This is a genomic window from Cohnella suwonensis, assembly GCF_042655365.1.
Lineage (GTDB): Bacteria > Bacillota > Bacilli > Paenibacillales > Paenibacillaceae > Cohnella > Cohnella suwonensis.
This window is the reverse complement of sequence record NZ_JBHSMH010000016.1, coordinates 19,698-35,274: the sequence shown is the minus strand read 5'-3', so window position 1 is coordinate 35,274 and position 15,577 is coordinate 19,698. Positions and strand designations below refer to the sequence as shown.

The following is a 15,577-nucleotide window of genomic DNA, read 5'->3' as shown; positions in this document are numbered from 1 at the left end:
ATGCCCAACGCGATCATAAGGCGACCTAGGCCGATCCTGCTCTTCATGATCCTCTTGGCGTGCAGCCTCGCCTTATCCGGATGCTTCGGCGGGTCGAATACGAATTCCCGGTCCTCCGCCGAGCCTCAAGCTTCGGCGGCGACGGGCAACGCGCCTGCGCGAACGTTCGGCATTATCTATCCGATGACGCATCCGTTCTACGAGACGATTACGCGGTCCGCGGAAGAGGCCGCCGCCGAGAAGGGCTTCCGGCTGATCGTCAAAGCTCCCGACGAAGCGAATCAGGAGCAGCAAATCCGGATGATGGAGACGATGATCCAACAGAACGTCGATGGCATCGCGATAGACCCCGTTAACGGGGATGCCCTCGCTCCCGTCATCGACAAAGCCGTAAATAGCGGCATTCCGGTTATCTGCTTCGAATCGGATGCGCCTTCGAGCAAGCGCCTGGCCTATATCGGTACGAATAATACGTTAGCAGGCGCGAAAATGGGGGAAGCGTTGGACAAGCTGCTGGATGGCAAGGGCATGATTCTGGCCGAAACCGGAATGAGCCGAATGAAGAGCCTGAACGATCGGCTGGAAGGCATGCTCACGTACTTGAACGAGCATACGGACATTCAGGTTCTGGAAGTGCGCTATAACGAAGGCAGCGAAGATCGGGCCCTTCTGAACATAGAGGAAATGATCGACGCGCATCCGCATTTCGACGCGTTCGTCGGTCTCGATTTCGTATCCGGCTCGGCCTCCGTCCTCGTATGGAAGGCGATGGGCCTCACCCGTTACGCGCTGACTTTCGGACTAACGCCGGAAATCCGGGAAGCGATCGACAACGGGCAGATTACGACCGCAATGTCCCAGAACGAGGAGCTCTGGGGCGGCCGGATCGTCGCCCGGCTCGCGGAAGCGGCAGAAGGCAAGCCCCTTCCCTTACTCGACGAGACGGGAGTTGCCGAAGTGACCCGATGAGCTTCTTTCGTTGCGATAAGCCTATTAGTTTCCCACGCTCTCGTAAGTGCGAAGCCCGAGCGCGAATATTCTATAGGCTATAGCGGCGCAAGCAACCGCAACGATCGGGGATAACGCCCATAGCCAATCCGTCCCGTTCTTGCCGAAAATATACGATGCCGGGAAAAAGCTCACGAACGCGAACGGGACGACGAAAGTGACGAGCGAACGAATCGCGACCGGAAATATCGTAATCGGGTACTTGGCGAAGTCGCTTAAGTTATGGACCATCAACGGGAATGCGTTTCGGGAGGCGCGCGTCCAGAAGCTGACGGAATTCGAGGCTAGATTGATCGCTACGCGAATCACGACGGCGGATAGGAGCAGCAAGATCGTGATGGCGATTTTGTCCCATGTCCAATGCATCGGCATATAGATGATCGCTTGTACGACGATAATGCTTCCCATCGCGATGTTGCCCAGTCCGTTCATTCCGATGCCGTTGCACAACACCTGAAGAATAGGAGATAGGGGGCGCAGCAGGAATACGTCCAGCCCCCCGCGATTGACCAAGGATCCGATCCTCCACGTGCCTTCGAAGAAGAGCGAGCCGATTCCTTCCGTCAAGTAAATCATGGCGTACATGAAGGCGACTTCCCAGAATTGCCAGCCGTTGATGTCCGGGATTTTCGTGTAAACCACCTTCAGGAACACGATTCCGAGCAGCTGGGTCAGAACCGCGGAGATGACGAGGATGAAGAAGTCCGTCTGATATTCCAATATAGCCTTCAATTGCTGGCTAAGGTGACGCCAATATAAATAAAAAGCTCTGTGCAGCCGACTAATCACGATCCGACTCCCTCCCTTTACCCTCCGTGTATCGTTATTTTGCGAACGGCCCAACTCCATATTCCTTTGCCCGCGAACCACAGACCGATTGCCCATGCCCATTGGAGGGCGATCCATTGCAGGGCTTCCTTAGAATCCACATATCCCATGTAAATCGATGCGGGCGTATACACGATACCTTGAAACGGCAAATAAAGCGCGAGCTTCTCCAACCATCCGGGAAAAAAAGTCAAGGGGATCGTTGCGCCGGATAGCAGATTCGTAATGGCAATTCGCGACCAGATGATGCCGAACGAGCCCGTCGACCAGAAGCAAAGCAGCCCCGCGATATAGACGACGCCGAACTTGACGGCGAACGATCCGAACAGGCTAAACAGGAACAATGCCCAAGTCTCGAGAGAATGCGGAACGGGGATGCCCGACAGAGTCGCCGCAATAACGCATAGAATAATGACGGTAATACCGCCTTCCACCGCGGTGGACCCGATCGTCTCGGCCAATCGCGCCTTCTGGAAATCAAGAGGCTTGAGGAGATCGGCGGCGACGCTTCCGTCCAGCACTTTATTGGCAATCGCGCTTTCCGAATACCAGGAGAGCAGGGAGTTTGCCATGAAAGTAATGAGCAAATAAGCTTTCATCTGATCCCACGACATCCCCGCCAGCTGCTCTCTCCCGTCGTATATCGCCTCCCATAACGCATACAAAGCGATGAAGCCGATCACGTTGGACGCAAACGTGAGGAAATAAGACATCCGATAAGCAAAGGCGTTCTGCATTGACCGGTTCGCCAGGCTTGCTAACGATCTAACGTTCATGAAGATTCTCCTGCTAACTTGACGTCGTCGAGTTCCAGACTGCCTTCGTATACCCGTTTGATCACATGCTCGATGTCCGGCTCGTCCATTCTAAAGTCGATGATTTCGCCGTATTTCATCGCAAGGGTGACCACTTCGCTGGCGGTAACCCGGAACCGGTCGAACCGCAGGGCGATTTCCCTGTCGGCAATGCCGTGCAGCTCGACGCCGGGGAGCTGATTCAACCATGACGGCGGTTCCGCGAAGGGCTTCTGCATTTGAAAATGAATCGTCCGCTCTCTGGCGAATTTGTCTTTCACCGCGCTTAAAGTACCGTCGTAGATGATCTTTCCGTGATCGATAATGATTAAACGGTTGCATAAATCCTCGATATCGCCCAAGTCGTGAGTCGTCAACAGAATCGTCGTACCCAGCTCTCTGTTGATCGTCTTGATGAATTCCCGAATCCGCTGTTTGACGGATACGTCCAAGCCGATCGTAGGCTCGTCCAAATACACCATCTTCGGATTATGCAGCAGGGCGGCCGCCAGATCGGCGCGCATTCGCTGGCCAAGGGATAGCTTGCGCGCGGACAGATGGAGGATTTCGTCCAACTGAAGCATCTCGGTGAAATCCTGCATATTTTTCCGGTATACCGAATCGGGTATGGCATAGATGTCTTTCAGCAGGGAGAACGATTCCTGGATCGGGATGTCCCACCAGAGCTGCGTTCGCTGTCCGAACACCGCGCCGATGATCTTCGCGTTCTCGATTCTGTTTTTGTAAGGGAGGATTCCGGCCACTTTAACCGATCCCGACGTCGGAACGAGAATGCCGGACATCATCTTGATCGTCGTCGATTTGCCTGCGCCGTTCGGCCCCACGTAGGCGACGGCTTCCCCCTCTTCGATGCGAAGGTCGATATGATCGACGGCGGTCTTGTTTACGTGTTTCTGCGTGAACAAATGTTTCGCCGCGCCGATCAGTCCCGGTTCTTTGATATCGTGCCGGAACACCTTGGTCAATTGCGATGCTTCGATAAAGCTCATGGCGTCCTCCGTTTGGATGATGTTGGGAAATGAATGATTCTCCTATTTTATTAGAAATAGGAGAAGCCGGGCACCGTAGGAATTGGATGAAATTCCACCTGTTTATTAGTTATTCAGAATTTATAGTTTCGAGCGGTGAGCGGTATGCGACGAGCATTAGAGTGATAGCATCACTCTATTTGTAGGGAAGTGGTAAGACAATTATGGATTAAAGTGATGCCATCACTCTATCGTGCGCGGATATAGGCTAAATTCCAGATCGGCGCTGCAATAGCGTTATCGCAGAGCGTTATTCGCGAGAATTGGGCGACTTTCGGCGGAATAGCGCTATGCGATAACGTTATTTGTCCGGGAGAAGGGAGGGGCGGCGTGCAGGCACCGGAGTCGCGTGAATGATAACGGAAACTCTTTCCGTTATTCCGACTTGGAGAGCGGCATGCGGAGGGGATAACGGATGCTTATTCCGTTAAATCTGCACATCGCGTCCGATGTCGGACATTCGGCGGAGAATAGCGGAAAAGCTTCCTCTATGATGCGAAACCGAGCCGAAACTCGGTGAATAACGGAAACTATTGCCGCTATGGCTCGGGAAGAGCCATTCAACTATACGGCGCTCGTGAAGTTGAAGCGAGCCGGGGGTAGCCGGCGGGAGCGGAAACTTGCGTACGCGGATTTAAACGCGAGATGGCTGCACCTTGCGCAAGGTGCGACGGCCCTGATGGCCGCAGTTCCTCCCCTTCCCCGCCCTAAGGATAAATCTCCCAATCGTTGGCGACACTCTTAATAGATGCTAGACACCTAACGAGAAGCCAATTATTCAAGCGCATGTTCAAAAAGCCCGGTTTTCAGCACCGAGAAGGTTGAAAGAAGCTAGGGAATGAGGATCGGAGCGTAGGCAAACCTACGCGAGAACCGGAAGTCCCGTGCAGCATTCAAGATTCGACGCCGAATAAACATCCTGAATCGCTTCGTGATCAAAATCGGGTTTTTTGAACTACCTCATCAATTAAAGGTTCAAAAAGCCCGGTTTTCAGCACCGAGAAGGTTGAAAGAAGCTAGGGAATGAGGATCGGAGCGTAGGCAAACCTACGTGAGAACCGGAAGTCCCGTGCAGCATTCAAGATTCGACGCCGAATAAACATCCTGAATCGCTTCGTGATCAAAATCGGGCTTTTTGAACTACATCTTAAGGAGAGTGGCCCTAATGAAGCAAATTTTACTCATAACCGACGGAGGTTCGAACGTGGGCGATAGCCCGGTCGTCGCCGCGGCCCAAGCGTTCGCGGAAGGCATTACCGTGAACGTCGCCGGCGTCGTCGACGAAGGCGCGATCGGCGAATACGGCGCGACGGAGATCGCCGAGATCGCCCGCGCGGGAGGCGGCATCAGCCGCATCGTGACGAGCCGCCAATTGGCGCGGACGGTGCAGATGATGACGCGCCAGACGGTCGCCGGCACGATCCGGCAGGCGGTCAACCGCGAGCTGCGCGAGGTGTTCGGCGTGGGCGACGTCGGCGCGCTCCCTCCGCAGAAGCGCGCGGAAGTCGTCAAGGTGATGGAGGAGATGGAGGAGACGACCGCGCTTTCCGTGGCGCTGCTTATCGACGCCAGCGCCAGCATGAAGCCGAAGCTGCTCTCCGTGGAAGAAGCGGTGCGCGATTTGTCGCTTAGCTTGCAAGCCCGTTCGGGACGGAGCCAAGTGTCGGTGTTCCATTTTCCGGGGGATAGCCAGTACTCGCCGTGCGTCATGGATGCCGGCTGGACGAGCGATCCGTCCAGGCTCGGCTCGCTCTTCGGGCGCATCCGGATGAAGGGGACGACGCCGACGGGGCCCGCGCTGCTGGAGGTCGTTGAGTTTATAAGGACGACTTGTGGTAAAATAAGCAAAACGGACCTGACGGAAACGCCGATACAAGCGACGCGGGGAACATCGAACGAGGTGCGGAGTGACTACGTCGTCTAACGAACGGTTGCCTCTTCCGAAGGGGACCGAGCTGATCGGCAACTGGAACGGCAGGAAATACCGGCTCGAACGCTTGCTCGGCTTAGGCTCGAACGGCCAAGTGTATTTGGCTTCTTCCTTGCCCGGCGGGCGGGGAAGCTGCGCGGTCAAGCTTGGCCTGGAAGCCGCGGAGTTGCAAGGAGAGGCCAACATTCTCGCTTCGCTCGATCGATCGGACAAAGCTCGGCCGCCCTTCCTGCTCGACGTGGACGACGCGGTACTGGAAGGGAAGACCGTGCCGTTCTACGCGATGCGTTACGTGCCGGGCATTCCGGCGGCCGAATTCCTGCGCAAGAACGGCCCGCAGTGGCTCGGCGTCATCGGTTACCGATTGCTGGAGCGGTTATCCCGGCTGCACGAGGCGGGATGGGCGTTCGGCGACGTCAAAAGCGACAACGTGCTGATCGGCGATTACGGCCGCGTCGAACTCGTCGATTACGGCGGAGCGTCGGCGTTCGGCCGAAGCGTGCGACAGTTCACCGAAATATACGATCGCGGTTATTGGTCCGCGGGAAGCCGGACGGCCGATCCGGCTTACGATCTGTTCGGGGTCGCCGTCCTATGGCTGCATGCGCTGGACGGCAAGAGACTGAAGCAATTGACCCGCACGCTCATTCCGCAGAATCGCCATCCGCGCGAGCTCATGAAGCTCGTGCGTACGCATGCCCAACTAAAGCCTCTCGAAGGTTGGATGGACAAGGCGTTCGCAGGGAAATTCGAATCCGCCAAGGACGCTTCCTCTTATTGGAGGGAATCGTTCCGATCGAAGGGCGGGGCGGCGAAGCAGGGCGACAGCGTGCCGGGCTGGATGGCCGGCCTGCTCGGCGGAGCGATCGTGCTCAGCTTATTCGCGGCGGCGATCTGGATGCTTCAATAAAGAAGAGACGAAGGAGCGATGGGCGTGCGTCCGCAGAGGGATTGGACAGACGAAGTGATGGCGCGGGCCCGGGAGGACGGCTGGTGGCAAGAAGGCGGCGCGGTCGTCGCCGCCGTGTCCGGCGGTCCCGACTCGATGGCGCTGCTCCGCTTGCTGAAGACGATGTCGGAGACGACGCCCTTGACGATCGTCGTCGCCCACGCGAACCATCAATTCCGGGGCGCCGAATCGGACGCGGAGGCGGAGTTGGTCGCCCGCGTCGCGCAGGAATGGGGACTCTCCTTCGAATCGGTAGAACTCGGAATGCCGGCGTACCTCGAGGAGACGGGGCGGAACGCGCAGTCCGCGTCGAGGGAACGGCGGTACGCTTTTCTCGAAGAGGTCGCCCGGAAGCACGGCATCCGCCATCTCGTCACCGGACACCATGCGGACGACCAAGCGGAGACGGTACTCATGAGGGTCATCCGGGGAACGGCCGTGAGCGGGCTCGCCGGCATTCATCCAAGACGCACCGAAAACGGCTTGGAACGGATTCGCCCTCTTCTGCGTATAAGCAAATGTGAGCTTCTGGATTATTGTAAGCGAAACGGGGTGCCCTACGCGGTAGACAGCAGCAACGCCGACCGTCACTACTTCCGCAACGCCATGCGCCACGACCTGATCCCGGAGCTGGAACGTTACAATCCTCGCCTCAAGGAATCGTTGGTCAGATTGGCGGATTCGGCGCAAGCGGACGACGATTATATGGAGCACCGGGCCATGCAAGCTTTCCGAGAAGGAGTTCGGCCGTCGGGACAGGGGTTTCGGCTAGAGCGACGTTGGTTCCGCGGCCTTCACGTCGCTTTACAACGCAGATTGATTAAATTAATATTAAACTGTTCTTCAAACCCGCGCCAAATGCTGGATTTCCTTAGAATAGAGGAGCTCGCGGAGGCCATGACGCAACATCGTCCGACGTCGATCCGGTTGGATCTCGGGAACGGATGGGTGCTGCGAAGGGAATATGAGGAAAGTTATATTGGCCCCGGGCATCCGGAGTCGATTCCTTTTCATTTTGCGTATGCGGTAACCGACGGCATGGACGAATTGAACATCGGCGAGACGGGAGGCCGGTTCGAGCTGGAGCTGCTTCGGGGATCGGTTCCCGGCGGCAAGGCGGACCGCAACGAAGCGCGGTTCGACTTCGGCGAGCTGGCGTTTCCGCTGACGGTCAGAAGCCGATTGCCGGGCGATCTGATGCAACCGTACGGACTAAACGGCACCAAAAAAGTGCAAGATATGTTCGTCGATGCGAAAGTACCGCGTTCTCTCCGCGATCTTGTGCCTATCTTGGCGAACGGAGACGGACGGGTTCTGTGGATTCCCGGGCTTCGAAGGTCCGGACATGCGCTCGTAACGGAGGCTACGGCCGCGACTTTGCGAATCGCGTACGCCGAAGATCGGAAAACGTAAGCGGCCGTTCGGACATTAAACCGTTCGAACGCGATGATAAGCTTGCATGATCGGTGTCATGCCATCATACCGTGTAATAATCTCACTGGGAGGTACCTTCTTTGCACAACGACATTCAAGAAGTTCTATACTCGGAGGAAGTAATACAGCAGAAGGTACAGGAGCTGGGGGCTTCGCTCAGCCGCGAATACGAGGGGCGCAATCCGCTCGTCATTTGCGTACTGAAGGGCGCTTTTATTTTTATGGCGGACTTGTCCAAGAACATTACGATTCCGATCGAATTGGATTTCATGGCCGTATCGAGCTATGGCAATTCGACGAGATCGTCCGGAGAAGTCAAGATCATTAAAGATTTGGACGCTTCCGTCGAAGGACGCGACGTACTGATCGTAGAAGATATTATCGACAGCGGGCTCACCTTAAGCTACCTGATCGACGTGCTGGAGCGCCGCAACGCGCTGTCCGTCAACGTCGTGGCGCTGTTCGACAAGCCGGGCCGCCGTACGGTCGACTTGAACGCGGACTATACGGGCTTCACCATTCCGGACGCTTTCGTCGTGGGATACGGCCTCGATTACGCGGAGAGGTACCGCAACCTGCCTTACGTCGGCGTACTGAAACCCGAAGTGTATACGAGCTAGACGCCCCGGTTCATCGGGTCGGGCGCGATGATTGTGATGCCAAGACAGGCTATGGTAAAATAATGAAAAGCTTGTCGAGAGGAGGTCGGGGATGAATCGGTTCATCCGGAATACAGGTTTCTACTTACTCATCTTCTTGGTGACGGTCGGAATCGTTCAGTTCTTCATCGGAAAGAACGAAACGACCAAAGAACTTAGCTACAGCGAAATCGTGAAAGTGGTTCAGCAAGGCAACGTGAAGTCGATTACGTTGCAGCTCCAGAACGGCACGTATCTCGTCTCCGGCGAGCTTAATCCGAAGTCTTCCGAAGAGAAGGGCGAATTGTTCTCGGGCCGCGCGCCGATCTCGGAACGCACGACGGGCCAATTCGAAGACTGGAGCAAGGAAAAAGGCTTCGAATACAAATTGAAAAAGACGCCGGGACAAAACTTCTGGCTCACGTTCTTGACCTCCATCATTCCGTTCATTATCATGTTCGTTCTGTTCTTCTTCCTGATCAATCAGGCGCAGGGCGGCGGCGGTAAAGTGATGAATTTCGGCAAGAGCCGCGCGCGCCTTTATAATGAAGAGAAAAAGCGGGTCACGTTCGAAGACGTGGCCGGCGCGGACGAAGAGAAACAGGAACTGGTCGAAGTCGTCGAGTTCCTGAAAGATCCGCGCAAATTCGCCGCTCTCGGCGCCCGCATTCCGAAGGGCGTTCTGCTCGTCGGCCCTCCGGGTACCGGTAAGACGTTGCTTGCTCGCGCCGTTGCGGGCGAAGCGGGCGTACCGTTCTTCACGATCTCCGGTTCCGACTTCGTCGAGATGTTCGTCGGCGTCGGCGCATCCCGCGTCCGCGACTTGTTCGAGAACGCGAAGAAGAATTCTCCTTGCATCATCTTCATCGACGAGATCGACGCCGTCGGTCGTCAACGCGGCGCGGGCCTCGGCGGCGGTCACGACGAGCGCGAACAGACGCTCAACCAATTGCTCGTCGAGATGGACGGCTTCGGCGCGAACGAAGGCATCATCATCGTCGCCGCGACGAACCGCCCGGACATCCTCGACCCGGCTCTGCTTCGCCCGGGCCGTTTCGATCGTCAGATCACGGTCGACCGTCCGGACGTCAAAGGCCGCGAAGCGGTACTGAAAGTTCACGCGCGCAACAAGCCGCTTAACAAAGACGTGCGTCTCGGCACGATCGCCAAGCGGACGACCGGCTTCACCGGCGCCGATCTGGAGAACTTGCTGAACGAAGCGGCGCTCCTCGCCGCCCGTCGCAACAAGAAAGACATCGCGATGCAGGAAGTCGACGAAGCGATCGACCGCGTCGTCGTCGGCACGGAGAAGAAGAGCCGAGTCATCAGCGACCGCGAGAAGCGCATCGTCGCTTATCACGAAGCGGGCCACACGATCGCCGGATTCTTCCTCGAGCACGCGGACACGGTTCACAAGGTTACGATCATTCCGCGTGGACGCGCGGGCGGATACGTCATCATGTTGCCGAAGGAAGACCGGATGCTCGTCACGAAGCAAGAGCTGCTCGATAAAGTAACGGGCCTTCTCGCCGGCCGCGCGGCGGAAGAAATCTTCATCGGCGAGATCGGCACCGGAGCTTATAGCGACTTCAAGTCCGCAACAAGCATCGTGCGCGCCATGATCATGGAATACGGGATGAGCGACAAGCTCGGCACGATGCAGTTCGGCAGCTCTCAAGGCCAAGTGTTCCTCGGACGCGACATCGGCCACGAGCAGAACTACTCCGACGCGATCGCTTACGAGATCGACCAAGAGATGCAGAGCATTACGCGCGATTGCTACGATCGCGCGAAGAAGCTGCTGAACGAGAAGAGCGCGGAGATGCACCTCATCGCCAAGACGCTGCTCGACGAAGAGACGCTCGATCTCGACCAAATCAAGTCGCTTATCGAGAAGGGCACGATCGAAGTCGCGGAAGGCTCGGGTTCCGGATCCGCCGGCGAAGAGTCGAAGGTAGAACCGATCGTTGACGTGCTGGGCGGCGTAAAAGTGCGCATCCAGACCCGCGAAGACGAACCGCTTCCTCCGACGCCGGAATTGCGTAAGGACGAAGAACCGGACGAGAACAAATAAACGTAGTCACACCTAAAACGGGGTGTTCCCGCGCGGAAGGGCGCATAGGGGACACCCCGTTTGCCATGCGGGCGATAAACGCCGAAAAAGGGCTTATAATGGCGTCTATTTGAATTGACAGCCCTATCCGGCACGTGTAAATTAAGTGTTAATGAACGAAGTCCTTTTCGTCTACAATAAAGAAAGCATTCTCGCCATGTTTGTGCATTCATTCACAATCTAATCGGACAGCCGGACAGCCGGACAGCCGGACAGCCGGACAGCCGGACAGCCGGACAGCCGGACAGCCGGACAGCCGGACAGCCGGACAGCCGGACAGCCGGACAGCATAGGGAGGGGAACGTTATGGAGGCTTTAGCTCTGGAGCGCAAAGCGGAACAGAACCGCGAATTGCGCGAGCGGCTGATGCAGCTGAAGAAAGAACGGAACGCCATCATACTCGCGCATTATTATCAGCGCGATGAAATACAGGAGGTTGCCGATTTCCGGGGGGACTCGTTCCTGCTCGCCCAGAAGGCGGCTTCGACCGACGCGGACGTCATCGTATTCTGCGGCGTTCATTTCATGGGGGAAAGCGCCAAGATCCTGGCGCCGAACAAGACGGTGCTCGTACCGGACGAACGGGCCGGATGCCCGATGGCGGACATGGTCAATCCGATCGGCTTGCGCGAGCTCAAAGCGAAGCATCCTAACGCCAAAGTCGTTACCTACATTAACTCCTCCGCCGATGTCAAAGCGGAAACCGATATTTGTTGCACGTCCGCGAACGCGGTCAAAGTCGTCAATTCGGTCGATTCCGACGAGATCATCTGGTGTCCGGACAAGAACCTGGGCCATTACGTCCAACAATTCACCGACAAGAATATGATCATCTGGGAAGGCTACTGCAACACCCACGACATGCTGACGATCAAAGACGTCGAGGAGATGCGGGCGAAGCACCCGAACGCGCGGTTCGTCGTTCACCCGGAATGCCGTCCGGAAGTCGTCGGGATGGCGGATTTCGTCGGCAGCACGACGGCGATCTTGAAATATTGCCGGGAATCCGACCATAAGGAATTCATCGTCGGCACCGAAGACGGTACCGGTTACCAGCTTCGTCTGGACAGCCCGGACAAGACGTTCCATTTCGCGTCGAAGTTCCTTGTCTGCCCGAACATGAAAGTCAATAATCTGAAGAAGGTCGTCAAGTGTCTCGAGACGATGCAACCGCAAATCTACGTGCCGCAGGACGTCGCGGACAAAGCACGTTTATCGCTGGAGCGCATGCTGCTGGTCAAGTAATTGACCCGAGTAGCGTGCGCTACTCTCTTGTTGGAGTAGGGGACCTAATTACTCATGATTCCACGTTACGTTGTCGATTTTGATCTGGACAAGCTTCCCCGCATAGAGACCGACGTCATCGTCATCGGCGCCGGCATCGCGGGTTTGTATACGGCCTTGAAAGCAAGCGAGACGAAACGCGTGCTGATGATCACGAAGAAATCGCTGTTCGACAGCAATACGCGCTATGCGCAAGGCGGTATCGCCGCCGTTATATCGGACGAGGATTCTCCGGATTTCCTCGCGCAAGATACGTTGATCGCCGGTGCCGGACTTTGCGAAGCCGAGGCGGTCGACGTTCTTGTGCATGAAGGACCTCAAGGTGTGCAGGAACTGATTCGTTACGGCACCAACTTCGACGAAGAAGACGGCCAGTTCGCTTTGACGAAGGAAGGCGCGCATAGCCAGCGTCGCATTCTCCATGCGAACGGGGACGCGACGGGATTCGAGATCGTTCGTGCGCTGGTTGAAAGGGTCAAAGCCGACCCGACGCTAGAGCTGTGGGACGATCATTTCGTGCTCGATCTGCTCACCGAGGACGGAGAATGCCGCGGCGCGCTCGTGCAGAAGCCGGACGGCTCGAGAGTCGCCGTATTCGGAAGCGCGACCATCCTATGCACGGGCGGCACGGGTCAGCTGTACCGCTATACGACGAATCCGGAAGTGGCGACCGGCGACGGCGTGGCGATGGCTTACCGGGCGGGAGCGGACATTCGCGACATGGAGTTCAACCAGTTCCATCCGACGTCGCTGTGTTATCCCGGAGCTCCGCGGTTCTTGATCTCGGAAGCCGTACGGGGAGAAGGGGCGTATCTGCGCAACATTCGCGGGGAACGATTCATGGAGAATTACCATCCGCAGCTCGAGCTCGCGCCAAGGGACGTCGTCGCGAGAGCGATCGTCAGCGAGATGGAATCGACCAAATCGACCTACGTCTATATCGACATTACGCACGAGACGCCGGAGCTGATCAAGCACCGTTTTCCGACGATCTACGAATTCTGCCTGAATTACGGGCTCGACATGACGACGGACTGGATCCCGGTCGCTCCGGCGGCCCACTACATGATGGGCGGAGTGAAGACCGACCTGCACGGCGAGACGAGCATCCGCCGTCTATTCGCGTGCGGCGAAGCATCGTCGACCGGCGTCCACGGGGCGAACCGGCTGGCGAGCAACTCGTTGTCGGAGGCGATCGTATTCGGCCAGCGCATCGTGAACGCGATCAACGAGATGTCGCCGGGCAAGAAGACGGCCGACAACGGACCGGCCGCGGAACGTAACGCGGTACTGACGGGCGCGCTCATCGAAAGACGGCTGAAGCTGCAGAAGGGCATGGTTCGTTACACCGGATTGCGACGCGAACGCGCGGGCTTGCAGAAAGGGCTGGACGATCTGAAGAAGCAATTGCCTCTGTTCCAGCTCAACCTGACGAAGCGCGAAGAATTGGAATACGCCAATCTGCTGACTTGCGCGTTGCTCGTGACGGAGGCGGCGCTGAACCGGGAAGAGAGCCGCGGCGGTCATTACCGGGAAGATTTCCCTCAGAGGGACGATCAGAACTGGCGCAAGCATACGATATTGAATCGGGAATCCGGCATTCGCACAGAGAGGGTCGACGAACATGTTTGAACGAGAAAACGATTGGACGATTCCAGGGCCGGCGGTTGATTCAGTGAAAGCGCAGCTTCGCGCATGGCTCGCGGAGGACATCGGCTCCGGCGACGTGACGACGATGGCGATCGTTCCTCAGGGCCACCGTTCGCGCGGCATTATCCACGCCAAGCAATCGGGCGTTCTGGCGGGCATTCCGCTGGCACGGCTCGTATTCGAAGTCGTGGATCCGGGATTGAAGTTCGACGCCCAGGCGGCGGACGGGGATCGGGTCGAGCGGGGCACGGTACTTGCCGTCGTGGAAGGCTCGACGCACAGCATTCTGACCGGCGAGCGGCTCGCGTTGAATTTGCTGCAGCGGCTTTCCGGCATCGCGACGAAGACGAACGAGTACGCGTCGGCGGCGCAGGGTCAGCCCGTACGTATCGCGGATACGCGCAAGACGACGCCGGGCCACCGTACGTTGGAGAAATACGCGGTTCGCGTCGGCGGAGGATTCAATCATCGCTTCGGGCTATACGACGCCGTCATGATCAAGGATAATCACATCAAAGCGGCCGGAGGCATCACCGCGGCCGTCCAAGCCGCGAAGTCGCGCATCCCGCATACGATGATGATTGAAGTCGAAGCGGAATCGCTTGCGCAGGCGAAGGAAGCGGTCCATGCGGGCGCGCATATCGTCATGCTCGACAATATGAGCTCCGACGATATGGCGGTTGCGGTTAAGGCCGTTCGCGAGCTCGCGCCGCATATCGTGCTCGAGGCTTCGGGGGGCATACGTCCGGAACGGGTAGCCGAGGTGGCGAGAAGCGGCGTCGACATCATCTCCGTCGGCGGACTCACCCACTCGTTCCAAGCGCTGGACATAAGCCTGGACCTTAACGAGAAGAAGGGGGCGGCATCGCTATGATTCTGGTATTCGATGTCGGCAATACGAATATCGTGCTCGGTCTCTACAAAGGACGGGAATTGACGCACCACTGGCGGCTCAGCACGAACCGGTCCTCCACGGTGGACGAATACGGCATCCTGTTGACGAACCTATTTCAATTGGCGGGAGTCCGGGCGGAACAAATAGAAGGCGTTATTCTGTCGAGCGTCGTGCCGCCGATCATGAGCACGCTCGAACGGCTGATCGTCAAGTACGTCGGCAAAGAACCGCTGATCGTCGGCCCCGGCATCAAGACGGGACTGAATATCCGGTACGAGAATCCGCGCGAAGTCGGGGCGGACCGGATCGTGAACGCGGTGGCGGGCATCGAGAAATACGGCACGCCGCTCGTCATCGTCGACTTCGGAACGGCGACGACGTTCGATTATATCGACGCGACCGGCGCATACATAGGCGGGGCGATCGTACCGGGCATCGGCATCTCGGCCGAGGCGCTGTACCAGCGGGCGGCGAAGCTACCTCGCATCGAGCTCGCGAAGCCGAAGTCGGTTATCGGCCGGAATACGGTCGCGGCCATGCAGGCGGGCATCGTCTACGGCTACGCCGGGCAAGTGGACGGCATATCGAGAAGAATCGCCAAAGAATTCAACGTAAAGCCGCGGATCATCGCGACCGGCGGATTGGCGGAGCTCATCGCGGTCGAGTCGGAAACGATCGAGCTCGTCGATCCTTTGCTGACGCTGGAAGGCTTACGCATCGTCTACGAACGGAACGGGTAACAATAGAGGCAAGATTCCCGCTTGCGGCTATCCGGAATGGACAGCTATTTTCGGCGCTCAAGGCGCCGAATTCTTTGAGCAATGCTGTTTCACGAACCGACGTAAATGCAGGTATTTCCCTCTGGCAGGGGCTGCTGGCGGGAATACATGCAAATATACAGTTATTTTTCGGGAATGGACGAAAATTCGTCCCGGGTGGACGAAATAGATGTATATTTGCTGTTATTTCGGTAGGGATGCGAACAGCAGGGCAACTGGGAAAGGG

13 protein-coding genes are annotated in these 15,577 nt (G+C 57.3%); 10 read left to right on the top strand and 3 right to left on the bottom strand.

Features of this window, described 5'->3' with window-relative positions:
- Nucleotides 1–969 carry a sugar ABC transporter substrate-binding protein gene (locus ACFPPD_RS07495; protein WP_378081712.1) on the top strand — a complete coding sequence of 323 codons (969 nt, stop codon included), beginning with the start codon at nt 1–3 and terminating at the stop codon, nt 967–969.
- Nucleotides 970–993: 24 nt separating this feature from the next.
- On the opposite strand, the gene ACFPPD_RS07490 is transcribed toward ACFPPD_RS07495, so the two are convergent.
- From ACFPPD_RS07490 to ACFPPD_RS07480, 3 genes are read right to left on the bottom strand one after another with little or no spacing between them, the layout of a single operon-like run.
- On the bottom strand, nt 994–1,797 hold the full coding sequence (locus ACFPPD_RS07490) for an ABC transporter permease (RefSeq protein WP_378081709.1): 804 nt from the start codon (nt 1,795–1,797) through the stop codon (nt 994–996).
- A gap of 17 nt (nt 1,798–1,814) precedes the next feature.
- The gene (locus ACFPPD_RS07485; RefSeq protein WP_209749530.1) at nt 1,815–2,612 is read right to left on the bottom strand and encodes an ABC transporter permease; all 798 of its coding nucleotides are present in this window, start codon (nt 2,610–2,612) and stop codon (nt 1,815–1,817) included.
- Nucleotides 2,609–3,640 carry an ABC transporter ATP-binding protein gene (locus tag ACFPPD_RS07480; RefSeq protein WP_209749529.1) on the bottom strand — a complete coding sequence of 344 codons (1,032 nt, stop codon included), beginning with the start codon at nt 3,638–3,640 and terminating at the stop codon, nt 2,609–2,611. The genes ACFPPD_RS07485 and ACFPPD_RS07480 overlap by 4 nt, the downstream gene beginning before the upstream one ends.
- A gap of 1,204 nt (nt 3,641–4,844) precedes the next feature.
- Here ACFPPD_RS07480 and ACFPPD_RS07475 point away from each other — a divergent pair.
- The 9 genes from ACFPPD_RS07475 to ACFPPD_RS07435 all read left to right on the top strand — a co-directional run bounded on the left by ACFPPD_RS07475 (nt 4,845) and on the right by ACFPPD_RS07435 (nt 15,312).
- The gene (locus ACFPPD_RS07475; RefSeq protein ID WP_209749528.1) at nt 4,845–5,603 is read left to right on the top strand and encodes a hypothetical protein; all 759 of its coding nucleotides are present in this window, start codon (nt 4,845–4,847) and stop codon (nt 5,601–5,603) included.
- Nucleotides 5,587–6,519 (top strand): protein kinase domain-containing protein, encoded by a 933-nt coding sequence (locus tag ACFPPD_RS07470; RefSeq protein ID WP_378081706.1) that lies wholly within the window; start codon nt 5,587–5,589, stop codon nt 6,517–6,519. Before ACFPPD_RS07475 ends, ACFPPD_RS07470 begins: the two co-directional genes overlap by 17 nt.
- Nucleotides 6,520–6,543: 24 nt before the next feature.
- Entirely contained in the window at nt 6,544–7,971 is a 1,428-nt protein-coding gene (gene tilS, locus ACFPPD_RS07465) for a tRNA lysidine(34) synthetase TilS (protein ID WP_209749527.1), read from the top strand.
- Between the two features lie 101 nt (nt 7,972–8,072).
- The gene (hpt, locus tag ACFPPD_RS07460) at nt 8,073–8,612 is read left to right on the top strand and encodes a hypoxanthine phosphoribosyltransferase (RefSeq protein WP_209749526.1); all 540 of its coding nucleotides are present in this window, start codon (nt 8,073–8,075) and stop codon (nt 8,610–8,612) included.
- Nucleotides 8,613–8,703: 91 nt separating this feature from the next.
- Nucleotides 8,704–10,704 (top strand): ATP-dependent zinc metalloprotease FtsH, encoded by a 2,001-nt coding sequence (gene ftsH, locus ACFPPD_RS07455; RefSeq protein WP_209749525.1) that lies wholly within the window; start codon nt 8,704–8,706, stop codon nt 10,702–10,704.
- Nucleotides 10,705–11,049: 345 nt separating this feature from the next.
- A complete protein-coding gene (nadA, locus tag ACFPPD_RS07450; protein ID WP_209749524.1) occupies nt 11,050–11,988 on the top strand; it encodes a quinolinate synthase NadA in 939 nt (312 codons plus the stop codon).
- Between the two features lie 54 nt (nt 11,989–12,042).
- Nucleotides 12,043–13,659: an L-aspartate oxidase gene (gene nadB / locus ACFPPD_RS07445; RefSeq protein ID WP_209749523.1), complete on the top strand. Its 1,617-nt coding sequence runs from the start codon at nt 12,043–12,045 to the stop codon at nt 13,657–13,659.
- A complete protein-coding gene (gene nadC / locus ACFPPD_RS07440; protein ID WP_209749522.1) occupies nt 13,652–14,551 on the top strand; it encodes a carboxylating nicotinate-nucleotide diphosphorylase in 900 nt (299 codons plus the stop codon). The genes nadB and nadC overlap by 8 nt, the downstream gene beginning before the upstream one ends.
- The gene (locus tag ACFPPD_RS07435) at nt 14,548–15,312 is read left to right on the top strand and encodes a type III pantothenate kinase (protein ID WP_209749521.1); all 765 of its coding nucleotides are present in this window, start codon (nt 14,548–14,550) and stop codon (nt 15,310–15,312) included. The genes nadC and ACFPPD_RS07435 overlap by 4 nt, the downstream gene beginning before the upstream one ends.
- Nucleotides 15,313–15,577 lie beyond the last annotated feature (265 nt).